Origin of the sequence: Flavobacterium sp. N1736, from assembly GCF_025947065.1 — a bacterium.
Lineage (GTDB): Bacteria > Bacteroidota > Bacteroidia > Flavobacteriales > Flavobacteriaceae > Flavobacterium.
Window position 1 is genome coordinate 3976535 of record NZ_CP109994.1, and the last position, 26511, is coordinate 4003045.

The 26511-nt window shown below is 32.6% G+C and carries 29 protein-coding genes; 1 reads left to right on the forward strand and 28 read right to left on the reverse strand.

Going from position 1 to position 26511, the window contains the following annotated elements; translation table 11 throughout:
• Window position 1: 1 nt before the first annotated feature.
• The 26 genes from OLM54_RS16845 to OLM54_RS16970 form a co-directional block, all read right to left on the reverse strand.
• Entirely contained in the window at window positions 2–373 is a 372-nt protein-coding gene (locus tag OLM54_RS16845; protein ID WP_264535733.1) for a 3-hydroxyacyl-ACP dehydratase, read from the reverse strand.
• Between the two features lie 7 nt (window positions 374–380).
• Entirely contained in the window at window positions 381–998 is a 618-nt protein-coding gene (locus OLM54_RS16850) for a porin family protein (protein ID WP_264535734.1), read from the reverse strand.
• Between the two features lie 20 nt (window positions 999–1018).
• Window positions 1019–1654 (reverse strand): hypothetical protein, encoded by a 636-nt coding sequence (locus OLM54_RS16855; RefSeq protein ID WP_264535735.1) that lies wholly within the window; start codon window positions 1652–1654, stop codon window positions 1019–1021.
• Window positions 1620–2243, reverse strand: coding sequence for a LolA family protein (locus tag OLM54_RS16860; RefSeq protein WP_264535736.1), 624 nt, complete (start codon window positions 2241–2243; stop codon window positions 1620–1622). The genes OLM54_RS16855 and OLM54_RS16860 overlap by 35 nt, the downstream gene beginning before the upstream one ends.
• A gap of 260 nt (window positions 2244–2503) precedes the next feature.
• Window positions 2504–3181 (reverse strand): polysaccharide deacetylase family protein, encoded by a 678-nt coding sequence (locus OLM54_RS16865; protein WP_264535737.1) that lies wholly within the window; start codon window positions 3179–3181, stop codon window positions 2504–2506.
• A gap of 104 nt (window positions 3182–3285) precedes the next feature.
• The gene (locus OLM54_RS16870) at window positions 3286–4353 is read right to left on the reverse strand and encodes a beta-ketoacyl synthase N-terminal-like domain-containing protein (RefSeq protein WP_264535738.1); all 1068 of its coding nucleotides are present in this window, start codon (window positions 4351–4353) and stop codon (window positions 3286–3288) included.
• The gene (locus OLM54_RS16875) at window positions 4344–5546 is read right to left on the reverse strand and encodes a beta-ketoacyl-[acyl-carrier-protein] synthase family protein (protein ID WP_264535739.1); all 1203 of its coding nucleotides are present in this window, start codon (window positions 5544–5546) and stop codon (window positions 4344–4346) included. Before OLM54_RS16875 ends, OLM54_RS16870 begins: the two co-directional genes overlap by 10 nt.
• 132 nt (window positions 5547–5678) lie before the next feature.
• Window positions 5679–5936, reverse strand: coding sequence for a phosphopantetheine-binding protein (locus tag OLM54_RS16880; protein ID WP_042564839.1), 258 nt, complete (start codon window positions 5934–5936; stop codon window positions 5679–5681).
• Window positions 5937–5938: 2 nt separating this feature from the next.
• Window positions 5939–6556 carry a 3-oxoacyl-ACP synthase gene (locus tag OLM54_RS16885; protein ID WP_264535740.1) on the reverse strand — a complete coding sequence of 206 codons (618 nt, stop codon included), beginning with the start codon at window positions 6554–6556 and terminating at the stop codon, window positions 5939–5941.
• 90 nt (window positions 6557–6646) lie between these two features.
• On the reverse strand, window positions 6647–7258 hold the full coding sequence (locus OLM54_RS16890) for a hypothetical protein (protein ID WP_264535741.1): 612 nt from the start codon (window positions 7256–7258) through the stop codon (window positions 6647–6649).
• Between the two features lie 111 nt (window positions 7259–7369).
• Window positions 7370–8512: a beta-ketoacyl synthase N-terminal-like domain-containing protein gene (locus OLM54_RS16895; protein ID WP_264535742.1), complete on the reverse strand. Its 1143-nt coding sequence runs from the start codon at window positions 8510–8512 to the stop codon at window positions 7370–7372.
• A 131-nt stretch (window positions 8513–8643) separates the two neighbouring features.
• A complete protein-coding gene (locus tag OLM54_RS16900) occupies window positions 8644–9093 on the reverse strand; it encodes an acyl-CoA thioesterase (protein ID WP_264535743.1) in 450 nt (149 codons plus the stop codon).
• Complete coding sequence (locus OLM54_RS16905; RefSeq protein WP_264535744.1) at window positions 9068–10351, reverse strand: ABC transporter permease; 1284 nt, start codon at window positions 10349–10351, stop codon at window positions 9068–9070. Before OLM54_RS16905 ends, OLM54_RS16900 begins: the two co-directional genes overlap by 26 nt.
• Window positions 10341–11039, reverse strand: coding sequence for an ABC transporter ATP-binding protein (locus OLM54_RS16910; RefSeq protein ID WP_264538579.1), 699 nt, complete (start codon window positions 11037–11039; stop codon window positions 10341–10343). The genes OLM54_RS16905 and OLM54_RS16910 overlap by 11 nt, the downstream gene beginning before the upstream one ends.
• Before the next feature lie 61 nt (window positions 11040–11100).
• Entirely contained in the window at window positions 11101–12099 is a 999-nt protein-coding gene (locus OLM54_RS16915) for a BtrH N-terminal domain-containing protein (protein WP_264535745.1), read from the reverse strand.
• Window positions 12099–12503, reverse strand: a complete 405-nt coding sequence (locus tag OLM54_RS16920; protein WP_264535746.1) for a hypothetical protein — start codon at window positions 12501–12503, stop codon at window positions 12099–12101. The genes OLM54_RS16915 and OLM54_RS16920 overlap by 1 nt, the downstream gene beginning before the upstream one ends.
• Before the next feature lie 24 nt (window positions 12504–12527).
• The gene (locus OLM54_RS16925; protein WP_264535747.1) at window positions 12528–12995 is read right to left on the reverse strand and encodes an ABC transporter permease; all 468 of its coding nucleotides are present in this window, start codon (window positions 12993–12995) and stop codon (window positions 12528–12530) included.
• Window positions 12996–13002: 7 nt separating this feature from the next.
• Complete coding sequence (locus tag OLM54_RS16930) at window positions 13003–13434, reverse strand: hypothetical protein (protein WP_264535748.1); 432 nt, start codon at window positions 13432–13434, stop codon at window positions 13003–13005.
• Window positions 13434–14567 (reverse strand): beta-ketoacyl-ACP synthase III, encoded by a 1134-nt coding sequence (locus OLM54_RS16935; RefSeq protein WP_264535749.1) that lies wholly within the window; start codon window positions 14565–14567, stop codon window positions 13434–13436. Before OLM54_RS16935 ends, OLM54_RS16930 begins: the two co-directional genes overlap by 1 nt.
• Before the next feature lie 16 nt (window positions 14568–14583).
• On the reverse strand, window positions 14584–15486 hold the full coding sequence (locus OLM54_RS16940) for a dialkylrecorsinol condensing enzyme DarA (protein WP_264535750.1): 903 nt from the start codon (window positions 15484–15486) through the stop codon (window positions 14584–14586).
• Window positions 15487–15645: 159 nt separating this feature from the next.
• Window positions 15646–16524 carry a lipid A biosynthesis acyltransferase gene (locus OLM54_RS16945; protein WP_264535751.1) on the reverse strand — a complete coding sequence of 293 codons (879 nt, stop codon included), beginning with the start codon at window positions 16522–16524 and terminating at the stop codon, window positions 15646–15648.
• The gene (locus OLM54_RS16950) at window positions 16524–16778 is read right to left on the reverse strand and encodes an acyl carrier protein (protein ID WP_042564825.1); all 255 of its coding nucleotides are present in this window, start codon (window positions 16776–16778) and stop codon (window positions 16524–16526) included. The genes OLM54_RS16945 and OLM54_RS16950 overlap by 1 nt, the downstream gene beginning before the upstream one ends.
• A 4-nt stretch (window positions 16779–16782) precedes the next feature.
• Window positions 16783–18006, reverse strand: a complete 1224-nt coding sequence (locus OLM54_RS16955) for a beta-ketoacyl-[acyl-carrier-protein] synthase family protein (protein WP_264535752.1) — start codon at window positions 18004–18006, stop codon at window positions 16783–16785.
• Between the two features lie 19 nt (window positions 18007–18025).
• Window positions 18026–18757: a 3-oxoacyl-ACP reductase FabG gene (gene fabG, locus OLM54_RS16960; RefSeq protein WP_264535753.1), complete on the reverse strand. Its 732-nt coding sequence runs from the start codon at window positions 18755–18757 to the stop codon at window positions 18026–18028.
• A gap of 123 nt (window positions 18758–18880) precedes the next feature.
• Complete coding sequence (locus OLM54_RS16965; protein WP_264535754.1) at window positions 18881–20098, reverse strand: WG repeat-containing protein; 1218 nt, start codon at window positions 20096–20098, stop codon at window positions 18881–18883.
• A gap of 37 nt (window positions 20099–20135) precedes the next feature.
• Window positions 20136–21656, reverse strand: coding sequence for an HAL/PAL/TAL family ammonia-lyase (locus tag OLM54_RS16970; protein ID WP_264535755.1), 1521 nt, complete (start codon window positions 21654–21656; stop codon window positions 20136–20138).
• 101 nt (window positions 21657–21757) lie between these two features.
• Between OLM54_RS16970 and OLM54_RS16975 the strand changes: the two genes are divergently transcribed.
• Window positions 21758–23020, forward strand: a complete 1263-nt coding sequence (locus OLM54_RS16975; RefSeq protein WP_264535756.1) for an NAD(P)/FAD-dependent oxidoreductase — start codon at window positions 21758–21760, stop codon at window positions 23018–23020.
• 77 nt (window positions 23021–23097) lie between these two features.
• Here OLM54_RS16975 and rseP read toward each other — a convergent pair whose 3' ends face one another.
• A complete protein-coding gene (gene rseP, locus OLM54_RS16980) occupies window positions 23098–24405 on the reverse strand; it encodes an RIP metalloprotease RseP (RefSeq protein WP_264535757.1) in 1308 nt (435 codons plus the stop codon).
• A 280-nt stretch (window positions 24406–24685) separates the two neighbouring features.
• Window positions 24686–26428 (reverse strand): O-antigen ligase family protein, encoded by a 1743-nt coding sequence (locus OLM54_RS16985; RefSeq protein ID WP_264535758.1) that lies wholly within the window; start codon window positions 26426–26428, stop codon window positions 24686–24688.
• Window positions 26429–26511: the final 83 nt, after the last annotated feature.

A 26511-nucleotide genomic window follows, 5' to 3' on the forward strand; every position in this document is an offset into this window, starting at 1 on the left:
ATTATAATTTTTTATACACATTGCTTAATTTCAAAGCAACGGTGTCGTTAAAATAAGTCGTGTTTTTCACTTTAACCAAATCATCTTCGGTTGTAACAATGTCAAGTTCTAAGCGCAATTCCGGAGTCGCTTCCGGATTAATAAGCGCCATGAATTTTACATTCGAGAGCGTTTGAATCATCAAAGTACTTTGCGTAATTTTCTCCGTAAGTTCTTTGATAATCTGAATCATGCAAACGCCGGGCATGATAGGATTTCCAGGAAAATGGCCTTTAAAAACATCATGTTTTTCATTGACCAAAATCGTAATTGTATATTTAGAATCAGTTATTTTTTCTTCTGACAGAACTTTATAAAAGTCTTTTAAAACCATATATTTTTTACTTTACTTTAAATGTATAACTAATACCAATCTGGAAAACCTGATTTAAAATAAGATCTTCATAATAATAATTGTCATTATTATCATAATCAAGACCATCATAACCATAAATATCAATTAATCCTTGTTTAAATCTTGCTTCAAATGTTAATCCGTTTGGCAAAGAATAACCAATTCCCGCTATTACAGAAAAATCAAAATCTATTGGATTAAAGCCATATTGACCAAAATTATCACTTGTTTTAAAATCTGCAGAAGGACCGGCTAAAATATGAAAACCTTGTCCGCCAAAATGAAATTTAGCAACAGCATCTACGGATAGATAGTTTAATTCATATTTTGCAGGAGTGCCAAAATCGGGGTTTTGATCGCTGTAATATCTCCCTTCAGAACCTTGTTGAGAATACGTTAATTCAGGTTGAAGTGTAAAATATTTATTGAATTTTATAGCGACAAATCCGCCGGCATAGAAATCAGATTTCAAACCATTATCATCAATATTGGTTAATCTTGAAAGATTTAAACCTCCGCGTAAACCCGGACTAACAGTTACTTGTGCCTGAGATGTTAGGATTCCGAGACATAAAACAAATGCAATTATGGTTATTTTTCTCATTTTGATTTTAGTTTAAATTTCTACTCTGATTTAAAATAATTTAATTCAATTTTTAGTTTAATATTCTGATGGATAATCTCAATTTTCTCGGCAAAAATATTGTTTTCTGAACTAAAAAGAAGCGTTATCTTTTCTTTTGTTTTCGACGAATTAATGACTTTCTCTAATTTACGATCTTTTTTTGATATAAATAAATAATTATCTCGTTTTCCGTCAGCAGATTTGTAAATATCGTCTGACTCGTTTTCAAATTGTTCCTGAATTTGAAAATCCTTCTTTAAAAGCAAACGAAAATCTTCTTTCAAAGTATTGATTAAAATTTTTCGGTCTAATTCAGATACAATCGAATTGACTTTGAAATTTTTCTCAGAAATTTCAAAATCTAATAATTTGTTGCCAAACTCTGTTGTGAAAACAACGCGATGCGTCGTGTCATTTATTTTCTTGGCAATAAAAATTCCGGATAAGTCGTGACCATAAACCGTAATGTTTGTTTTATAAACATAATCGGTTTTCGAATCTTTAAAATAGGGAATTTCGTAAGCCGTTTTATCTAATTTTTTGGGTGTATAATTTTTTGCGACTGAGCCACAAGAAGCCAGAATAATTGCAAGAAAGCAATTAATTAGTAAAAACTGAATCGTCGATTTTTGCATTGATTACTTTATTTTTAAGTACAATTCGGGTATAATCTTCAGATGATTCCAATAATTTTACTTGTTCTACCGTAGCTTCTTTATCAAAAGTCAACTCAATTTGTTTGATGTATTTTTTTAAAGTTGCATCTTTCGGAATAAACTTCGCAATGTTTTGTCCTTTCGATTTAAAATAAGAAATCGTAAATTCTTTATCGTCAAACATATTTCCGCTCACGCTTCCAATAATTAATTTATTGATTCGGCTAAAAATTTTGCTGTTGCCAATATCAACGGCACTTTTTTTACCTTCATCATTAATCAAGATTTTATTGTTTTTAAAAACGATACTATAATTGTACGGTTTTTTATATTGCCATTGCAGTAAATTGGGCTCTTTAAAAATCATTTTTCCTGAAGTTTCAATATCTTTCGATAAAAAATCCAAATGCTTATATTGTACAAAATCAGTACTTAGTGTTTTAATTTTTTTAGAAACTACATTTACATCTTCTTTAAAGGAAGCAATTTCTGCAGCAGTCATTTTTTGTTCCTGAGCAAATAAATTGCCTGAAATAAATAAAATTAGTAGTGCTATTTTAGTTTTCATATTTTTTTAAAATTGTGCTTTAAAATATTTTGCCACAGATCATTATTGAATTGAATTAAAGCCATTGGGTGTAATTATTTTAACACATAGAAACATAGAATTATTGAACGCAAAAAAGGCGTTTCACTTGCATTAACAAACATAGCTATGTTTGATAAACGAGTTTCTTTTGATTTGTGTTTAATTAAATTTTTCAGCATTACACTTATGGTTAAGTTAAAATCCGTTTTTATCCGCGTTTTCGCTTTAGCGAATCTGCGTTATCCGCGTTCAAAATAATAAGCATTGAGATTCAAAAGTTCTTCAATCGAAATCACTTTATAATTGTTTTGCTGTAAAAATTGCAAAAACTGTTCCAATACCAAAACAGAGTGAGGTGCCGTATCATGCAAAAGTACAATTCCGCCGGGAGAAATACGTTTTATTATGCGATTGAAAATTAAACTTTGATTTTTTGTTCCTCCGTCAAGTGACCGAATATTCCAGCCAATTACTTTATGACCGGTAATTTTTAATGCTCTTCTTATCGAAGGCGTTGTAACTCCGTAAGGCGGACGAAAGAAGTTTATTTTTTTGGAAGTATATTTTTCTAAAACGACATCTGTTTTTTCAATTTCTTCTCTGATTTTTTTTGCGTTATAAAAGTCAAAAAAAGGAGAATGATTGTACGAGTGATTTCCCACCAAATGCCCTTCGGCAATAACTTGTTTTAGAATTTCGGGATGCGCTTCAATATTTTTTCCGATGCAAAAAAAAGTCGCTTTGACATTGTATTTTTTTAGAAGTTCTAAAATTTCCAAAGTAAAAATACTTGGTCCGTCATCAAAAGTTATGGCAATTTTTTTTTCTGTTTCAGATGAGTTATTGCAGTATGCTTTTACATGATAATTAGAAGATATTCGGGCAGAACCAACACCATTAATTATTAGCCAAATCAAAATAGAGAGAACAAACCACCCTATATTTATTGCTATATAAAAATTCAAAAGAAACAATAAAAGCAATAAAAAGATAAAAAATAGTGATATGTTTTTATGCGTTATCATTTTGAGATTAACGTAAAACTATGATTTTTTCCGTTTAACTGATTGTATAACAAAATGGTTTTATAAGCTGTTTTTTCAACTGAATTTACTTTTATAATTTCCGGAATTTCCTGTGTTTTCAATACTTTTGCCGCCATCCATAAAGCAAATGCCGAAGCAGTATCATATTCGCCGCTTAAATGTTTGTAATACAATTGCGTTGTATTTGCAAAAGCATTTTCGCCCAGATTTCTATAATAAACCTCAAAATCGATATTGCCGTCAAAACCTAAAACCAAAGCATCGATATCTGAAATTTCTAAATTATTTGCTTTTAGAAAAGATTTGGTTTCAGCTTCGATTTCGTTTGGTTCCAATGTATTTATGATCGCAACGTCCAGAATTTCAGCATAAGTTGTTTCTTTTCTTTCGTTTTCTAAAACAAAAAAACTGGCGCCTTCTCCGTAAACTGCGCCGCTCGTATCAGAATCTAAAAGATTATAAGGTTGCTTATTGTCTGGTTTTATACGTCCTGATAATTTAAAAAGCGCTGTCGTATACTCACCATTTTCATCTACTCCGCCAACCAAAACCGATTGTGCTTCGTCTTCTTCGATTTGCATTTTAGCATCTAAAAGAGCAGATTCAAAAGAAACCGCACCGTTTACATACGTAAAATTATATCCTTTACATTGCTGTAAAAGTGCAATTTGCGCACCAACTGTATTGTGTGTAGATTGAATAAACGATGTTGGCGTTAAAAATTCTTCGTTATTATCCAGAATATTTTTCAGGAACTTTTCAGAATCTTCGATGCATCCCAAACCTGTTCCGGTAATAATCGCGTCTACATTTTCAACATTTGCATCTTTCATGGCAATTGCCGAAGCTACAATTCCGTTTTTTACCCCTTTTGCCATTCTTCTGGCGGCAGCAGGCGAAATAAAATCTTTGTAAACCGGCGGAACTATTTTAAAAACGTTCTCGTCATGATTGTGTACAGCTTCTTCTAAAAAAACGGTATCAAATGTTTTTTGAGTCGAAATACAACCTATTCCATTTATATATGTTTTTTTTAATTGCATTTTGAAAATATAAGTGTAGAACAATTTCCTCCAAACCCGAATGAGTTGGATAAAACGTGCTCAATATTTTTATTTTTTAAAGATGTCTGTGGCTTCAAATCAAATTCTTCCATTGGTGTTTCGAAATTCAGATTTGGGTAAACTACACTATTCTGAATTGCCAAAACACTGTAAACAGCTTCAATTGCTGCTGCGGCTGCCAATGTGTGTCCGGTAAAAGGCTTTGTAGAACTAAAATCCGGAACTTTTTCATCCTGATAAATTCTCTTTATCGCTCTTCCTTCAGATAAATCATTATTTGGAGTTGCAGTTCCGTGTACGTTGATGTAATCAATTTCAGAAGGTTTTAAACCTGAAACTTCAAACGCTTTTTTCATTGCCAAATAAGCGCCATCGCCATTTTCTGAAGAAGCAGTTTGATGAAAAGCGTCATTTGCATTTCCGTAACCGGAAACACGTGCGAGAACTTTTTTGTTTTGCTTTTCAACAATTTCATCTGATTCTAAAACTAAATAAGCTGCAGCTTCGCCAAGGTTTAATCCTTTACGATTATTGTCAAAAGGTTTGTTATAATCGTCAGATAAAATCATCAGCGTTTTAAACCCGTTGATCGTGAATTTTGCCAAACCATCCGTACCGCCCACGATAACGCGATCCAGTTTTCCGGTTTTTATCAAGCGCGCGCCCAGCATAATTGCATTTGCTGCAGATGAACAAGCGGTACTAATAGTGGTAACGAGTCCTTTTAAGCCTAATTCTTCAGCAATCTTTTCTGCCACGTCGCCGCCATCATGACAACTAATGTATTTTACAAGTTCAGGATGTTTGAAATAATCGTAATAATGTTTTTCAGTCATATCCATTCCGCCCACACTTGTAGCCGAAATAAGTCCGGTTCTGAATTCATTTATAGCACTAATTCCTGCATTTTCAACGGCTTGTTTGGCAGCAAAAGTACCAATCATAGCCGTTCTCGAAAAGTTATTATCTTCGTTAAGTTGTAATTCACTGACCAATTCTTCATTGGTTTTTTTAATTTCACCTACTTTGATAATATCGGCGTGAACAGTCGAAATATTTTCGATACGGGTAACGCCAATTTTATTTTCAATCAACGAAATATAGTTTTCTTCGACTGAATTTCCAATCGAAGAGATAATTCCCATTCCCGTTATAGCAACACCTTTACTCATTTTAGATTTTAGATTTTTAGATTTTAGATTATTAGACTATTCTTTTGGTTCGCAAAATTGAAAACCATTTTGAATTAGATTTTGAATATTTCTATCTAAGAAATCTAAAATCTAAAGTCTAAAATCTTTAATCTATTTAGTTCTGTTAGCGCTAATGTAAGCAGCCATACTTTCGATTGACTGAAAAATAGTTTTTCCTTCTTTTGGGTCGACCAATTTAATTCCGTAATCTTTATCTAAAATCACGATCAATTCAAGTGCATCAATCGAGTCTAAACCCAAACCGTCACCAAACAAAGGATCGTTATCTGCAATATCTTCAATTGCAATATCTTCAAGGTTAAGAGTAGTAATGATTTTGTTTTTTAATTCTTCTTTTAATGCTTCCATGATTATTTATTATATAATGTTTTGATAGTTTCGTTTTTATAGTTTTCGTTTTCTTCCTTACTAATTGTGCAAAGAAACGCTTTGTAATTGTCATTAAAAAATTCAACCCAGCCGCAAAGCACCATTTCTGCCTTATTTGAATTCAGCAGAATGTTGGAATAATTCGACATAAATTCAGGATTGAAAGCCTCAAATATAAAGAAAGAATTTTCACTTTTTAGCTGATGACGAATACTTATTTCGCCCAGGCAAATATTTGGCAGCGTATAAACAAAAACCGCCGGACTCGGAAAATAATTTTCTTTATCTGATATAGATTCCTGATACTTAACATCTGTATCTAAACTTGATGATTTATTCGCCAAAACCAAAGCAATATTATTTTCTTGTTCAGTTGAAGTTATCGGACTCAAAAGCAATTCAGATCCTAAAAAAGCCAGTTTACTCAAAGCATCCATTTTGAAAAATTTCGGATATTGCATATCAAAATTTCGATATGCTTGTTTCGAGAAATCGGCAAAATCTGTTGGTTCAATTTTGAATACAGAAGTTCCGCTCAAAACAATTTCGTTGTTTTCGATACTTATGTAATCTTGTATGTAGGTTTTATTTTGAATCATTATTTTAATTTAACACGAATTCCACGAATTGGCACAGATTATTTTTGGGTTTAAATTACACTAATTAATCTGTGAAAATTATCTTCTTCTTTAAGAAACCCAAGTATCAACAATATTTGTAATATGCCATTCTCCGGATTTGTTTTCAATTGTAATCTCAAATCCTCTTCCGCATTTTCCTCCCCCGCATGAAGCGTGGGCAGATAAAACTCCATATGTCCTCGTTTTATTGAAATGAATTTTATAAACTTTAATAGTGCCAACCGGCATTTTGTTTTTTTTGTCGTTAAGGTCCCAATATATTTCTTCAGGAAATTTAGAACTATATTGAAAATCAAACTTTTTATTGTTTCTAAATGGAGACAAATCAAATTTTTCATCATTGATTTCATTACTTACTATAAAATCATGAACACTAATTAAAATTCTTTTTTTATCATTTTTAATACTGTCTTGCTCAATCTGATATCTTTTTAATTTATCATGATATCCAACAGTATCTTCCTTATTAGTTTTAAAATCTATCCTTGGCATTGGTGGCGGTTCCATTGTTCTTCGATCCATATATATAGAATCAACAATTTCGACAAAAACATTATTTAAAACATCTTTTTCAAAATCAGATTCAGACACTTCTTTCTTTTTACATCCAAAAGATGACAGAAGAACTAGTGTTATAAATATGAATTTTGATAATTTCATTTACTTCAAATTTTGAACTTTCAAGATTTCCTTGCAAGTTGGATTTTTTTATTTGAACTCTTCGGAATTTCCTAACAATTCAAACACCTTAATTCGTGAAAATTTGTGTAATTAGTGTTTTATCTTTTCAAAAATCACAGCCGTATTACAACCCCCAAATCCAGAAGCCGTTTTCAAAAAATATTCAATCTTCTTTTCTTCGTTTTTTTCAATCACATTTATCGTTTCGCTCACGCCGATTTCATCAAAACCTTTCGATTCGAAAAGCATATTTTTATTGGCCGATTCTATTGCGATTACGGTTTCTAATAATCCCGAAGCGCCTAATGTATGGCCGTAAAATCCTTTTAAACTATTTATTGGAACGGTTTGTAAATTTAACCGACTTAATGCAATCGCTTCCATTTCGTCGTTAAACGGAGTTGCAGTTCCGTGTGCTGAAATATAATCTAATTTATCAGCATCAATTTGAGCTTCTTTCAAAGCATTCTGAATACTTCTAAACAAACCTTCTCCCGTTCTTGACGGTCCGGAAATATGATTGGCATCGTTTATTGAACTATCTCCAATCACTTTTATTTTAGCGTTTTTGGCTTTTGCCGAAACTAAAACGGCAGCTGTTGCTTCGCCTAAACTTACACCGGTTCTGTTTTTAGAATAGGGTTTACAAGGTAAATCGCTCATCGCCTGAAAAGCATTAAATCCCGATAAAACAAATTCTGAAACTTCGTCGCCGGCAACAACAAAAATATTGTCGTACAACTCAGACTGAATCATTCTTTTAGCAATTGAAACGGCTAAAATTCCCGAAACACAAGCATTTGAAACGACAATTGGCTGTGTTTTGAATTGGAAGTAATCAGCAACATTTTTTGCTAAAACATCTAAATGTGCATTATTAAAACTTGTTTCTGAATCATTTTTTAACGCCGTAACATTTCCTTTTGTAGTCGAAAGTATAAAAGCAGTTTTCGAATTTAATTCAACTCCGGAGTTTTTTATAATCGGCTCTAAAGCCAAAATCATCATTTTTTCTAAACGAGAATATGTTGCGTCAGCACTAATTTTTTCAAAAGCACTGTTTATTTTTTCAGTAGAAATAATAGCCGCATAAAACGAATTCGGCATTAAAGAAATATCTCCATGTAATTGAATTCCAGATTCACCACGAATAATTGCTTCGGTATTTGATTCAACATCAAATCCTAAAGGTGTGATACAATTGGTTTCGGTAATGTATATTTCTCTTATCATTTTATCTTTTTTATTCCTGCAAAATTTTTATTCTCCTGCAAGGTTTTCAAAACCTTGTAGGTATAGGTTCAATAGGACTTTAAAAATTCAAACCTACAAGGTTCTGGAAACCTTGCAGGAAGCGAATTAGATTATTTTAGAAGTCCCACTTTTCGTTTCCATTCTTCATAAAAAGGAGGATTCGTAAGCATTAAATTTCCTTCTTTATCTAAAAAAACCTGAACAGTTTCGCCCGTACAGGCAACTTCTCCTTTTGCATCGATAATTTTAAAACGGTAAATCATTTTGGCTGCCGGCGTATCAATAACTGTTGTTTCTATTGTTACCACATCGCCGTAGCGCAATGACAATTTATGTTCGCATTTTGATTTTACGATTGGAGTAGTATAACCGGTTTTTGCAATATCAAGATAGGTAAGTCCGTGCTGGCGTCCAAACGCTTCTCGTCCATCTTCAAAATAGGTAATATAATTGCCATGCCAAACGATTCCAAGTGGATCAGTTTCGTTAAAACGAATTCTGATTTCGTGAGAAACGGTTAGAGAAATGGCTTCGTTATACTGTTCTTTTCTTTTTGTCATAAAATAATGCGATGGATGTTGTACTAATAAAAAACAAAAACAATAAACTTATTTTTGGTATGATTTCCAAGAAAGAAGTGTTGCGTAATAAAACATCATAAAAACCTTCTAATGCCCAATTCATTGGTGATGATTTGGCAATAATCTGCATGATTTTTGGCATTGCAAAAACAGGAACCCATACGCCGCCAACGGCAGCTAAAATAATGACGCTTGTTGCACCAAAAGGAGCAGATTGTTCTTGTGTACTTGCAACGGTTCCTAATAAAATGCCGAAACCAATTGCTGCAAATCCGGAGAATAAAGCAACAATACTCATTAAAAATAAATGACCTTCGATGTTTAAGGAAGGCAAACCAATATGCGGAAATAAAAATACTGCAACGGCAACCATCATATAAAACTGAATCATACAAATGATGGAGTAGGTAATGGTTTTTCCGATAAAGACAACTAAGTTTGAAACCGGATTGGTTCTTAACCGAACAAAAGTTCCCTGTGTTTTTTCTTTTACAATATTAATAGACAACGGAATTACAATAAAAAATATTGCAAAAAGTGTCCAGGCGGGAACATTATGCTGTACCGAGTTTGGGAGTACTTCTTTGTTGTTTATTTTCGGAATTATTTCTTTGAAAGTAATGAAACTCTTTTGTTCAAATTTGGCATTTCCTTCTCCTAACTGATTTTGAAAAGTGGTGTAAATTGATTTTGTTTCGATTTGAGAAATCATTTTGTCAATCGAATTCATAACCGCATTTTTAAAACTCAATTGAACCGCTGGATCAAAATACAGTTTTACTTCTTTTTGTTTTATTGCTTTTGGCGTTGTTAACGGCGCTTCACTATTGGTTAAACCAATACTGCTTACAATATTCTCTACGTTTTGATCAATTTTTGTCTGTAAATCAGTACTTAGATTTTCGGGAATTACAATGGCTAATTGAAATTTTCCTTTGTAAACGGCTTCGCGCGCGATATCTTCTGTAATTGTTTTATTGTCGATTTGAGTGACAACACTAAACAACTGGCTTTTTTCGAGATTATCAAAAACGGTTTTAGAAACAGAACCTTTGTCTTTATCGACCAATAAAATGGGAATTTTATTATCGCTAATGGTTTTAAAAGTACTGTCTTGTATTAATGTAACGGTAATTACAAGTACCAGTGGCATTATAAACAAAATAATTAAACCGCCCAAATCTCGTTTTAGCAACAGGAATTCTTTTACGACCGACATCCAAATTTTATTCACCATCTCTGAATTCTTTACCGGTTAATGAAATAAAAACATCTTCAAGATTTCTGGCTTCATCTGTAGAAGCGATTAAACTTGACGGCGTTCCCTGGGCAAAAATTCTGCCTCGGTCTAAAATAGCGATATTGCTGCAAAAATCTTCGGCTTCAGCCAAATGATGTGACGTATATATAATGGTCGTTCCGTTTTGATTTAAGAATTTTAAATAATCGATAATGGCATTTTTAGATTGTACATCGACACCAACTGTTGGTTCATCCAAAAATAAAACTTTAGGATTGTGCAAAATTCCGGCAATCAGATTCACTCTTCGTTTCATTCCGCCCGAAAAGGTTTCAATGCGTTTATCGGCAAATTTTAATAAGCCTAAAAGGTCTAAAGTTTCCACCACTTTATCTTTTAAATGCGACCCTTTCAAGCCGTACATACTTCCAAAATAAAGCAAATTTTCACGAGCCGTAAGTGTAGGATATAAAGCATATTCCTGAGGTACGACACCGATAATTTTTTTGATTTTTTTAGAATGGTTTGCGTAGTTCAGATCATTAATGGTAAAATGTCCCGAAGTTGGTTTTACCAATCCGCAAAGCATAGAGATTAATGTGGTTTTTCCGGCACCATTTGGACCTAATAAACCAAAAATCTGACCTTCGTTTATGTTCAGCGAAAAATCATTCAAAGAATACATTTCTGCATTTTTGTATTTTTTCGAAAGTGATTCTATTTTAATTATTGGATGCAAAATATATTTAGCTTATTGCTTTTTTAAGTTTTTTGAAAAAGATTTCTTCTCTATTGGCAATATCCAAAAGTTCATCTGCGATGGTGTTATATGCATCTTCTTTGGCACTTCTGTTTTTGTAAATACGTGAAGCTTCTACGGCAAAATCACGCCATGAATCACCAATTTGAGTCATTTCTTTCGACAGCACTTTTAATTCGTCATTATTTAAAATAACCGATGCTTCTTGTAAAAAAGCGGCATATATAAAACGAAAACCTCCGCCTCCGGTTCCTATTTCTTCCTGCATACGCACCATTTGTGCCAGATAATGATTGGCTTTTTTAGTACCGTGTTTTATAGGCCATTTTCTAATTTGCCTTGATACAAGTCTAATGCCGCGTACACCAACAATTGGCACGGGAGCAAGCATATCTCTGCATGTATTTTTAATTCCTTTGATGATCGCGCTTTTCAAATCAACAGTTTCCGGAATTTGAATCGGATAGTACATTTGTCCTCTTGGAGCAAAAGCGCCTTTGGCAAAACGTACTTTATCAAGTTCATCGTGCGTAAGTGTTGTAACGCTTTCCATAACCGGATCACTGATTAAATAATCAGTTTCGGTTTTTCCGTAAACGACTAAATTATGTGCGTTAAAATGAAAGCGATATTCATCAGGAAAATAACTTAAATGATATACGCCAACTTGTAATCCGGTTGGAATATTATTTTTTAGATTTTCATCTAATGCTTTATTGGCATTTACTGAAGATGAAAATTTTTGTCTTTTTATTTTTAAATTTAAACGGCTTGCGAGTTTATTAAAAATTTGCCCGGGTAAAGTTCTATAACTAATTGCAGGCGCATGATTTACTTTTATAAAAGGCAAATACACAAAAAGAAGTCCAGAACCAATACCAAAAACCATCGGCTCACTAATATTGAGACCGTTGTATTTTAACAAATTCGAAGCTACTCCGTTTTCGCAATGGGCAGATTGATGGTGTGTGAAATTTGTCTGCATTATTCTGTTATACTATTTTTTAATTGTTCTACCGAAATCTCAAAAGCATCGGCGTATTTTTGTAAAGTTTTATCGTTTAGTTTTGCAAAAACAGCGGGTTTAAAATGTCTTTTTACGCGCCATTTCCAAAGTCCTACGTAACTTGCTAAAATAGTTAAATCCATTTTGTTGACTTCCATAAAATAACAAATCGGACTAACTTCGCCAGTTTCTACTTGTTGTTTTGCTTCGGCAATTCGCTCGTTTATTTCGTCAATAGAATTTGAGAGTGCAATTGTTTTTGGCTCCCAACCAGTACTTAAAGTAGTGGTATAATCGCCATTTTCATCGGTTGCATAAAGCAATTCTTTCAGATTATTTTTGGTTAGATTGCCTTTGTCTTGTGGTACTTTTTCTTTTTCCATGACTCTTTTTATTTTCGATAGAAATTATGAAATAACCGAAATCGTTTTTTGAATGAACAAATTAATTTCGCATTCTAAAAGCTTTTTTTCGCCAAGTAAACTTTCGCATCTCATGGTGCATAAAGTATAATCGTCGCCTGAAAATTTTGAGACCAAATTTGCTTTGGTTATAATTGTGTCTCCCACTTTTGGCAATTCGTGTATTTTCAGATTTTTTATTGCACTGATAAAACCCAGTACATTTACGTTTTCATTTTCTGTTCCGTCATCTTCAAAAAAATATTTTTTCCCTACAATAGACGAACAGGTTTGTGCTGTGTTTTCGATTAAACCGGCTTCGATAAAAGTGTCTTTGTCAACAAAAATATTGTCGTCTTTTATCAAAAATACCGTTTCAACAAAGTCTGATTCGATTTCCAAAATCAAATCCACCATAAGCAACGGTGCCCGGTGTGGTAAGTAATTTTGTATGTCGACAGCAGCAGTGTTCATACTTATATTATTTGGCTAAAACGGTTTTCATTTGCCCTTTAGCAATTTCTTCATTATTTAAAGTCGTTACGATATCGACTAAAGTGATTCCTGCAAATTCCTGCAAAATCGTTACTGTTGACTGAATCGTATCGTCTATTTTCGGTAATTTTTTTATTTCAATTTCTTTAATAGAGCCAATATATCCGGTTGGAGCGATTTCATTTCTTAAAAAATACTCGTAACCTGTATGTAAGGCAACAGATTGCGCCATGTGTTCGATTAATCCGGCTTCTAAAAAAGTATTATGATCAAAAAAAATATTGTCGTTTTGAATCTTTAAACCAGAAACTAATGAGGTTTCGGTATACGAATACATTTTATCGACCATTACAAAAGGACACTTTTGTGGCAATAAATCCTCAACCGCATTTTTTTCTAAAAGTAAAGTTCTTTCCATTAACAAACTGTTAAATAAGCATAGGCAAAAGAAAATCTTCCGCTTTCAGGAACTGATAAAAGAATTCGTTCTCCTTTTTTTAATTTACCGGAATTCATCAATTCTTCAAGTGCCAAATAAATCGAGGCAGAACCTACATTTCCAACTCTTGAAAGATTCATGAACCATTTTTCATCATCCATTCCAATTCCTTGTTCACGCAATCCTTTTTTTAATCCTTCAACAAAAAAGTTTGAAGAAACATGCGGAATAAAATAATCAACCTGATCTGATGTAATATTATTTTTAATCATGGCATCTTTCATACTCTCAGCACCTTTAGAAAGTATAAATTCATCCAATAATTTCACGTCTTGTTTGATTGCGAAAACAGATTCGTTAAGCAATTGTTCCGGCTCATAATCACTCCATGATTTAATTTCGCCGTTTTCTAATTTATCACCACCTGCATACATACAAGTCTCTAATTCAAATGCATATGAAAAAGCTTCCATCCATTCGATTTTAAGAGAAATGTCTCCGCCTGGTTTATTTTCTAATAAAAAAGCTCCTGCGCCATCCGATAACATCCAGCGTAAAAAATCTTTTTTGAAAGCAATAATTGGCTGCTCTTCAAGACTTTTTAAATTGTTAACTTCCTGACTGTATTTTTGTGCTATAAGCCAGGTCGAAACTTTTTCTGATCCTGTACAAACAGCATTTTTTGAATTTCCTGATTTTACAGAAAGAAAACCAAATTTTAACGAATTCATTCCGGCACAACAAACTCCGGTTGAAGAATTTAGCTCGACTGATTTGTTTTTAAGTAAACCATGAACCATTGCAGCATGCGAAGGCAGAAAAATATCAGGTGTTGAGGTTCCGCAAGAAAGCACTTCTAAGTCCTGAGCTGTAAAATTTTTATCGAATAATTGCTCTACGGCATTTCGAGTTAACTCGGCATTACTATGCGTACTTTTTCCTGTTTTGTCAACAGCGTAATAGCGGCTTAAAATTTTATTATTGCGTAAAATAATACGTCTTGCTTTAGAAGCAGTATCATTTATAAGGCCTAAATAACTTTCCATTTCATCATTTGAAACAGCTTCGTTTGGCAAAAATTTTGCGGCTTTGGTAATATATACTTCAAACATAATCTACTTTCGTCTTCTAAACTCCTTGATAATATTGAGTTTCTTTTTTTATGGTATTTAACTTAATGGGGTATGTAATAAGGTGCAATATATATACTATTGGTGAGATTAACCATATCGCAAGGAATAAATAAACATTAAATACTTTAAGGAGCAGTTTTCTGTTATTTTTATTTTTATAAATCAGATTTGACCATTTATTGAAAATTTTATTGGCAGTTTTGTCAACAGTCACAAGATACGAGCTAATTTTTACCGCACCAATTCCTGTTAATTTTGGCTGCAAATTGGCTAAATTATTCTGGTTAAATTCAGAAAGCATTACTTTTCCAAATTTTTCTGATTCCCGGATGTCTTTTTCAGAAACGCCCGGTAGTGGGAAAATTCCCAGATATTTTTTCTTTACTCCGGAGAACATCCATTCTACAATAGTAATAACACTAATTAAATTTCCAACTCTGTCTACCAAAGCTACATTTCCTACCAATTTTGCATTGGCTTCTTTTAGCAATACTTTAATTTTTTCCTGCGCCATAATCCACATATTTCGAGAACCGCTAATGGTTATAACAGGCGTGTTGTCTAATATTTTTTTAGCATCGGCACTTTTTAAAAATGAATTAACAGGAATTGACGGTGATAAATACCAAACCTGATAATGCATCAAAACAAGATCAAATTTTGTGTTTAAAATATCTTCCGGAATTGGTTTTAATGGGGTTGGAATTTGCAGAAAAGATTCTGGAAATGCATCAAAAAAAGAATTTTTATCCCAAGGAAAAGGGAAAGGTTTCTCTAGTTGAATTTCGTGAAAAGTTACTTTTATATCTTCTGAATTTAGAAATGGTTTAGCAACATTTCTTGCAATTTCTTCTAATTGCCCAGATTGAGAATAATAAACAACAAGAACATTTTTCATTTGAGATTGGTGGCTTTTTGGTTTAGTTGCAAAAGTAATTAATTTTATTAGAAGAATTCCTCTGTTTTTAGATGTTCATTTTTATGAATAAAATGAGGTGTTTAGAGGATGAATCGTATGAAAATTCATAAAAAAAGTAAAAAGCAGCCGAAGCGAATTTTACCTTAACTGATTCCAAAAATCAAAGTAATTGAACCACTGTAAAGGATATTTTTGCAGCATTGATTCTACGCTTTCAACATATGATTTTAAAAGTGCTTTTTCGTCGCGATGTTTTACAACGGCTTCGCGTGCGTATAAATGATAATGTAAATTTTGCTCTTTCATAACATAAACAAAAACTACCGGAACTTTTAAGCGCGATGCAATTAAAAACGGACCTGCAGGAAAGTTGGCTTCCTGACCTAATATTTTTTCGGAAATTGATTTCGTTCCTTCAAAATAGCGATCACCGGTAAAACATATTAATTCATTATTGCCCAAAGCAGCATTTATTTCAAATATATGAGACAAATCGTCTTTGATAATGATGAATTTTACGGTTGGTTTTTGTGTAACGCTTTCCAGATATTTTTTAATAGCGGAATGTTCTAAATCTGTAGTCACGAGATTAATTTGGAAGTCAAGATCAATTTCTCCAAAAAAATGTTCAGCAATTTCAAAGTTTCCAATGTGAGCACTAATTAAAACGCCGCCTTTTTTCTCGGCCAAAAGTTTTCTCAGAATGTCGATTCCGTCAAATTCGTACGTGAACTTATTTCGCATTCCTGCCGAAATAGAGATTTTATCAATAATGGTCTGTCCAAAAGTGTAATAACTTTTGAAAACCATTTTTTTAGATTTGAAGTAGGAATATTTTAGCCTTTCCTTAAAATAATATGAAATTGCCCGATTACTTTTTTTTAGAAATAAAAAATAATAGGAAGCAACAAAATAAAGTAAGACATAAGCGGACTTAACACCCGCTTTTTGTATTAAAAAAACGAATATCTTATAGCCTAAAACTGTTCCTTTTGATTTGCCATCCCATTGACTCATTAAACGGCTTTAGCTTTTAATTTGTTTTCGATTAAGTCGTAGAAAGTTTGAAACGAAGAAATTCCAACAAAATCAGCTTCAACTAATTTTACACCAAAAGTAGCTTCAATAGAAACCACTAAATCAACATAGTCTAAACTATCTAACCCTAGTGTATCTTTTAAATTTGCGTCTGGTTCAATATCATCATTGTCTACTTCAAATTCATCAACCAAAAAACCATTAATTTTTTTTATTATTTCTTCTTTATTCATCGCTTCATTTAAACTTTTTAACTACCAGTGCAGAGTTGGTTCCTCCAAATCCGAAGGAATTTGACAAAAATATATCAATTTTTTTATTTAACGTAGTTTTAACTAAATTTAATTTAGCTGAGTCTTCGTCTGTATTTTCTAAATTGATATTTGGTGCTATAAAATCGTGCTGCATCATCAATGTTGAATAAATTATTTCGCTTGCTCCTGCCATCCAGCATTCGTGACCAGTCATTGATTTTGTAGAACTTACGTAAGGATTGCTTTCTCCAAAGATTTCAAAAATAGCTTTGGCTTCGTTGCTGTCTCCAACCGGGGTCGAAGTTGCATGAGCGTTGATATAATCAATATCACTTGCTTTTAATTGTGCATCGTCAAGCGCTCTTTGCATGGCTGTTGCCGGTCCTTCAACATTTGGTGTCGAAATATGACCGCCGTTTGATGAGAATCCGTAACCGCCAATTTCGGCAATAATCGTAGCTCCACGCGCAATTGCTGATTCGTAACTTTCTAATATTAAGGTAGCGCCGCCGCCACTTGGGATTAATCCGTCGCGTCCGGCATCAAATGGTCTTGAGGCTTTTTCAGGATCACTTTCTCTAGATGAAAAAACGCCCAAACCATCAAAACTGCTCATGGCATATTTATTGATTTCCTGCGCTCCTCCGGTAATAATAATATCCTGAAAACCGCTTTTGATTAAAAAATAAGCCAATCCAATAGAATGTGAACCGCTTGCACAAGCAGCACTTATAGTTAGATTGATGCCTCGAAGTTTAAAAATCGTTGACAAATTCATGGTAACTGTAGAATTCATCGATTTAAAAATCGCTCCTGAACCAATTAAAGCGGTGTCTTTTTTCTCACGTACAATATCTGTAGCTTCGATAATTGCTTTTGATACACTATCGTTTCCGTACATAATACCAACTTCGCGCTCGTCAAAAAAAGCATCATCAATATTGGCATTTTTAAGTGCTTCAATTGTTGCCATATAAGCATATTCGGTTTCTTCACCAATGCTCATACGCTGTCTTCTGGTCAATAAAGATTTCAAATCAGTTTTTGGAACCATGCCTGTTAAGGCTGATTGAAAACCAAATTCTTTTCTTTCAGAATCAAACTGAATACCAGATTTTCCGTTGTATAATGACTCCTTTACTTCATCTAACGAAGTTCCTATACAAGAATAAATTCCCATTCCGGTAATTACAACTCTCTTATTCATGGTCTTTCAAAGTAATTTTTTAAGAATATATTCCTCCGTTAATGTTGATAATTTCTCCGGTAATATAGCTTGATTTTTTAGAAATTAAAAAACTTACTAAATCGGCTACTTCTTCTGCTTCGCCAAAACGATTTACGGGAATTAGTTTTAGTAATTCTTTTTCGTCTAACTGGCTCGTCATATCTGTTCTTATAAAACCCGGAGCAACTGCATTTACAGTAATATTTCGTTTTGCAACTTCTTGAGCAAGTGCTTTTGTAGCTGCAACAATAGCACCTTTTGCTGCTGAATAATTGGTTTGTCCGGCAGTTCCTTTTACGCCCGAAACAGAAACCATATTTACAATTCGGCCATATTTATTGCGTAACATTTTTTGAATAAAAAACTGTGTTACATTAAAAAAGCCATTCACACTTGTGTTTATAACGCCATTCCAGTCTTCGGGAGTCATCCACATAAAAAGACCGTCTTTTGTAATTCCGGCATTGTTTACAATTGCTTCAACGATAGCTTCCGGATTTGCTTCCTGCCATTGCGTTAATATTTTTTGTACTTCTTCAAAATTAGAAACATCAAAACCTAAGATTTCTCCGGTTGCGCCTAATTTTTGTATTTCCTGCAAAGTTTCTTCTGCAGCAGTTTTGTTAGAATGGTAATTAATCAGAATATGATAGTTGGATTCAACGGCTAATTTTTTGCAAATAGCACTTCCAATTCCTCTTGAACCACCCGTTACTAATACACATTTCATTTATGTAAGTTTTATTTTTTATAGGTCATAAATGGTATCGCTTTTTATTGGTGTTTGTTTCACAAACGGTTATTTATTGGCGATTTCATTATGTAAGTTTTATTTTTTTATAGAACACAACTGTTATTTCTTCTTTTTTGTTACTGTTTTTGCAGCTGCCGGTTTTGTTGTTTCCGGTTTCGCTTTTTCTGTAACGGCTTCAGTTGTGTTGTTTTTTTCTTTTGATTTCGAAAATAGTTCAGCGTTATCAAACCATTGATTTCCTATTACAGTTCCGTCTGGTTTAAGAAATCCCCATTTTCCTTCGTTTTTTACTCTGGCAACACCATCAATAAATCCTTTATCTTGTTGTACAAACAATGCAATAACAAATCCGTTTGAAGTAATGCCATATTGAGTTGGTATGACCAATTTTCCGGTTTCATTGATAAATCCCCAATTACTTTCTTTGACAGGAGCCAATCCATTTGGACTAAAAACTTCTGCATCACTATATGTTGGCGAAATAACAAATTCTGCTTTTGGATTTATATATCCCCATTTAGATCCTACACAAACCGGCGCTAAATTTTTAGAGAATGCTTTTGCTTTATCGTAAATAGGTGTAATTACCCAATTTCCTTTAAGATCGATGAAACCAATTTTCCCGTTTTTTTTGGCATAAGTCAAATCCTGCGTTTCAAAATCCCAAATTTTTTCGGCACCATCAACCGGAATAAATTTTCCGGCACTTACAATTCCAAAAGTTTTGTCTTTTCTCGCCCAGGCAGTACTTTTAAAGTAATTTCCAATTTCAGAATAAGCAGGCTCAATTACTTCTTTACCGGAAGCATTTATAATTCCCCAGTTTTTATTAAGTTCAACTCTTGCAAAACCATTTTCAAAAGGTTTTATCATGTCGTATTTTGGTTCTAAAACAACGGTCATTTTTGAATTAATTAATCCAATTTTGTTTCCTTGTTTTATAAACGCTACACCATTGTTAAAATCAAATAATTTTTCAGAAGCAGGAGCTTTCAAAACCTCTCCTTTTTCATTTATGTAAACCCAATCCTTACCTTGTTGTACGATCGCAATTCCGCTGTTAAAATCTTTGGCATTTTCAAAAGATGCAGGAATTACCCAGCTTCCTTTTGTATCGATAAATCCCCATTTTCCGTTATTTTCAACAGCTGCCAAACCTTCAGAAAAACTTTTAGCAGATTTGTATTGAGGTTCGATTTTAAAAGATCCGTCTTTAGATATATATCCAATTTTCGAATTCTTTTTAACTAATGCCAATTCCTGACTATTAACAAATTGAATAAAGAATAGCAACAAAAAAATAAGTGGTTTTTTCATGGTTTTAAAATTCAATATTAATAATATAAGTAAAAGCTTAACTATTGATAAGATAATCTTTTACCTGCTGAACAAACGGATACATAACCTGATCTTCCTTAAATACAGGAATTATTTTTCGAACATCATCGTACCATTTTCTGGTAACAGATGAAATTTTATCTTTTTGTGCCAAATAATCAATCGCCTGAACAATGGTAATCAATTCAATCGCCAAAACTTCAAATGAATTTTCGATTACTTTTGATGTAATAACGGCAGCGTTTGTACCCATACTTACAATGTCTTGATTGTCATTGTTGTTCGGGATACTATGAACGTACATTGGGTTTGATAACATCTGACTTTCGGCAGTTGTTGAGGTTGCAACAAATTGAACGCCCTGCATTCCGAAATTAAATCCTAATGTTCCTAAATTGACAAACGGAGGAAGAATTTCGTTGATTTTTGAATTCAACAGATAATTCAACTGACGTTCTGCCAACATCGTTAATTTGGTAATAACAATTTTTAATTTATCCATTTCAAGCGAAATATAATCGCCGTGAAAATTACCTCCGTGATAAACATGTTTGTTTTTTACGTCGATAATTGGGTTGTCGTTTGCCGAGTTAAATTCGTCTTCAAGAATAGAGGCAACGTTATTTATTGTTTCAAGAACCGGACCTAAAATTTGAGGTACGCAACGCAGTGAATAATATTCCTGAACTTTTTCTTTAAAAATTTCCTCTGTATTTTCGCCGGAATATAAGTGATCTTCTCTTTTACGGATTAAAGTACTGTCAGAAAGATTGGCTCTCATTTTTGCAGCCACTTCCTGTTGTCCTTTATGACGTTTTGTTTGGTTTAATTCTTCAGAAAAGTGATCATCATAAGCCTGAACCAATTCGTTTATGGCGCAAGAAGCTTTTAATGACCAGTCTAATAATTTATTTGCATGATGAACATTTACAACTCCAATTCCGGTCATTACAGATGTTCCGTTTATTAAAGCCAGACCTTCTCTGATTTCTACCTGAATTGGTTTTAAACCTTCAATTTCAAAAACTTCCTGAGTTGGTCTTCTGTCACCTTTATAAAAAACTTCGCCTTCGCCAATTAAAACTAAAGCTAAGTGTGATAATTGTACTAAATCACCGCTGGCTCCAACGCCGCCGTGTTCAAAAATTAACGGAGTAATATCTCTGTTAATCAACTCAGCCATTAAATGAATTACAGAAGGATGAACTCCAGAATTACCTAATGACAAGGTATTTAATCGGGCCAAAATTGCTGCTTTTGCACAAACAGGGCTTAATGGTTTTCCTGTTCCCGAAGAGTGGCTTCTAATTAAATTGTATTGTAATTGAATCTGGTCAGATTCTTTAATTCGGTATTGAGCCATTGGGCCAAAACCAGTATTTACGCCATAAATAACTTTATTTCCTGAAAATTCTTTTAGGAAATTAAAGCTTTCATTAACTCGATTTAAAACAACGTCGCTCACAACAACTTTGTTATTTCCAAATATTATGGATTCGAATTCTGCTAAACTTAAATATTCATTAATTGTGTTCATTAAATTGTTTTTGGTTGCGCTAATTTAATTTTATTTATCAAAATAAATGTAGTTATTTTGATGATGGCAAATGTAGGTTAATAATTGATAACATTTTTAATATGATAAAGGAGTTTGTTGATGTTTTAGTAATAGGTGCAGGACCATCCGGATGTGTTTCGGCATCTTATCTTCATAAAAACAATATTAAGGTAAAAGTTGTAGAAAAAACAAAGTTTCCAAGGCTTGTTGTTGGCGAAAGCCTTATCCCAAGAGTTATGGATCATTTTGATGAAGCAGGACTTTTGGACAGCCTTAATGCGATGAATTTCGAGAAAAAACTGGGCGCACGTTTTATCAGAGGCGAAGAAATTTGTGTTTTTGATTTTAGTCAAAAATTTGGAGAAGGCTGGGATTGGACATGGCAGGTTCCAAGAGCTGATTTTGACAACACAATGGCGCAGGAAGTTGTTAGAAAAGGAATCGATCTTGAATTTGAATCGGAAGTTTTGGAAGTTTCCTTTGAAGGAAAAAATTCGAAAACAATCGTAAAAGATAAAGACGGAAACCTAAAAGAAATTCACGCTAAATTTATTATTGATTCCAGCGGATACGGACGCGTTTTACCAAGACTTTTAGATCTTGATACGCCATCAAAACTAGATCCGCATTCTTCGATTTTTACGCATGTAAAAGATATTAACAGAGAAGAAGGCGAAGAAGGAACTCAAATTTCGTTTGATATTCTGGAGACCGAAGTTTGGTTATGGGTAATTCCATTTTCTAACGGAAATACAAGTTTGGGCGTTGTTGGTCCAACAGATTTTATCAATTCACTTTCAGAAAATAAAGATAATTCCGAAGCTTTGAGAAACGCAATTCAAAAGTCGGATTATTATATTAAAAGATTTAAAGGAACAGAGTTTTTGTTTGAACCCGTGAAATTAGAAAATTATTCAAGAGCGGTAAAAAGAATGTATGGCGATGGTTTTGCCTTAACGGGAAATAGTTCTGAATTTTTAGATCCTGTTTTTTCTTCGGGAGTTGCTTTCGCGACAGAATCCGGAATGCTGGCAGCGAAATTATATATTAAAGAATCGCAGGGAATTGCTGTAGATTGGGAAACTGAATTTACAGAATATATGAAAAGCGGAATTGCTGTTTTTACCACTTACGTGAAAGAATGGTATACCGGAAATTTACAAACTTTATTTTTTCACCAACCGGAAAATCCGGAAGTAAAAGAAAAAATTTGTTCGGTTCTCGCAGGTTATGTTTGGAACGAAGAAAACCCGTTTGTAAAAAAACATGATCACGTAATTAAGAATATGGCCTATTTACTGAATATGCAGAAGGAAGAAAAAGAAAACGAAGGTTCTAAGTAAAAAAAAGCGCAAACGTCTATTTAGACTTTGCGCTTTTTTATAAAATTATATACTAAGAATATTATTCCCGTTATGAACTATTTGAATGCCTTATAAATATCATTTCCATTCGCAAATAGAAGTAGGGCAATAAGTAATACAAAACCAATAATTTGAGCGTTTTCCAGGAATTTGTCACTAGGTTTTTTACCACTTATTATTTCGTAAAGTAAAAACATTACGTGACCTCCATCGAGTGCAGGAATAGGTAACAGGTTCATTACTCCAAGCATAATAGATAAAAGAGCTGTGTTACTCCAAAACGTTTCCCAGTTCCATACACTAGGGAAAATTTTATAAATAGCTGCAAATCCACCAACTTGTTTATACAATTTTGTTTCAGGACTAAAAATCATTTTGAGTTGATTGCCATAGCTTACTAATTGCTCTTTTCCTTTTTGAAGTCCTGCAAAGATAGATTCCGAAAAATTGAATTCTTGTTTTTTATTTTTGTAAAATTCAAATTGAACTCCTATTTTTCCTTCGTTAGAAACAATAATCGGAATTTGTTTTTCTTCCCCATTTCTAATTAAAGTGACCGTTATGCTTTTGTTTTTATTTTTTTCTAATATCGCTTCTACTTCGTATAGATACCTTGACTCTTGACCATTTAAAGATATAAAAACATCTTTTGGCTTTAATTCCTTGTTTATTGAATTAGGGTCAACTTCAGAAACTGTAGATGGTACCCTAATTGATATTACAGGCTTTTTTTTATCTGTTTTTGATAATTGATCTACAAAATCAATTGGCATTTTAATTTCTTTTTGAATACCATTTCTTTCAATAAGCACTTTTTTAGACATCATGATTTTCATGATCATATCTGTGTTGAACTTTTTAATTTTTTCATCATCTATTGATAGGATTTTATCTCCAGTTTTAAATCCAGCCGCAATCATTACTTCATTCTCAATTAGAAGGCCATCTTTGAGATCGGCATTTGCAAGATAGGAATCGCCATATGTAAAAGCCATTCCAATATAAATGATAAAAGCTAAAATAAAATTGACTGTCACGCCACCTAACATAATAATTAAACGTTGCCAAGCTGGTTTAGAGCGAAATTCCCAAGACTTGGCAGGCAAAACCATTTGTTCTTTGTCCATACTTTCGTCGATCATTCCTGAAATTTTTACATAACCACCAAGTGGTAACCAGCCAATTCCATATTCAGTTTCGCCAATTTTCTTTTTTAACAGAGAATATTTAACATCAAAAAATAAGTAAAATTTTTCAACTCTTGTTTTAAATAATTTTGCAGGAATAAAATGTCCTAGTTCATGTAATATTATAAGCAACGATAAACTCAATAAAAATTGAGAAAGTTTGATGATTATTTCCATAGCGACTATTGAGTTTATTTTTTTGTATTAATTTATTTACAAATAAAGAGAAAAACATCTTAAAAAAGTAAGAAATCGTTTGAAAATTTAATAAACACACTCTTAAATGTTGTAAATCAGTTAATTATATTTTGTATACATTTTAAATAATTTTGAGGTTTAAGTTTAAAATATGTTCGGTTTTTTCAGGTTATGGTTATTTCTGGAACGAATAAAATTCATTTATAAAAAACGCGAAAAGTATTGTCGGCTCTTTTTTTTGTTTTATATAAAATGAGATTCATTTTTTAGTTTTTCTTAAATAAAGTATTGCTTCTTTTTTGTAGTCATTAATTTTCTCAGATGGAATTTTGATTGGTAAATGGATAATTCTAAAAGCCATTTCCCTGGCTTTTGCTTCATGATTTGTTTTAACATATAATCTAAACAAATCCATATTAGCATCATACCTAAAGGGCTCAACATTCATATTGTATAAATAAATTTTTTCCGCTTCATTGTATTTCCCTTGTTTTTGATAAAATCCGGCTAAAATTTTTCCCAAACTTGGTTTCCCTGAATATTCGAAACCTTTTGCTAAATAATGAATACCTTCTGATGGATATTTATTTTTTAGTAAAACTCCACCAGTCATAAAAAATTCTTCTCCTTTTGCATCAATTCGCGTTATGTAGCTTTCAATATTTTTTAAGCTTGTAAAATGTCGTTTTCCATTATAATAATCTAGTAACTTATATTCTGCATTTAGTCTTAAAAAAATAATTGCTAAAAACAAACATGGAATTACGACAATTCCTATTTGAAAAAAAACATAATTATTAAAGGTATAAATTGGTTTATTGTCAATCAAATTAATAATATTTACAAAGCAATAACAGCCAATAATAAGAAAAAGAGGAACTGACAATATGCTATTTGTCAATGCGAAAAACAGGAGGCAAATTAAAATTAGTGCACATGTTTGCGTTTCCGTGCTTTGAAGTGAATAAGAAAGCAACCTGATTATAAGATAAGTAAAAATAAGCATCCATAATATACCAAATTCAAAAGCTAATTCAATAAAATCGTTATTGGCACTATAAATATAGCTTGCATTTTTAATTTCATTCCACGGTCTTTCTGTTGCAAAATAGTTCGCTTTGGCTGCATTATATTTTAATGAAAACGAATCAATTCCATAACCCGCTAAAGGATTTTTCATAATTTGTTCAAATGTTTGTTTTATGATGAACATTCTGCCTGAAACTGACTCTGATTTTACCGAATTGGTGTTTCCAATTATTAAAAATAGCGCCAAAGTTATAAGTAAGATAGCCGCAGATAATTTTGGTTTAGAATAGTTTTTTATTTTTTGTCTTACTATATACAAGCGAAATAAAATAGCGGCACTTACTCCTAAATAAGCGCCTCTGCATTCAGACAAATACAAACCATACAACAGAACAATAAGCGTAATGCATAAAATGATTCTGATACTTTTTTTGGTAGCATTTCTAAGTATTTCAAAAGTACTTATCAAGCCAAGAGCAAGATAAATCCCTAATTGATTTGGCGAAAAAAATAATCCGGTTGAACTAAAATATTCATTTGACGAATGAAGAATATAAATATTCTGTAAAACAGCAATAATGACATTTAAAAGAGCTGTTATACTTATAAAATAAAGTACAAAGCGTAGATTTTTTTGAATGACTTCTTTGCCAAAAAGTTTTTGTCTCAACGTAATATATAGCATAAGATAGCCGAAATAATACCAAATAGTTACATTATAAATTGTTGCGTTAGACAGATAAATGAAGTTTAATAAACCTATAGAGGTAAGAATTAAGACAATAATGTCAAAGTAGTTTAACTTATATGGCTGTTTTTGAAGGTTTACCAACAGAAAAAGGCTTCCAAATGTACTTGCAATTAGCCAATAAATATATTTTCCTTTCAAAAATGGCAACAATTCAATCTTACAGCTAAATAGTGATAATGCTAGTAAAATCAACAGGTAACAAGTTATTTTTTGAATTTTCATATTGTATTCGAGATTAAATCCTAAGAAAGCCGCGTAAATTTAACATTTTTTATTTTTTTTCTTACTTTTTTAGTATAAAATTG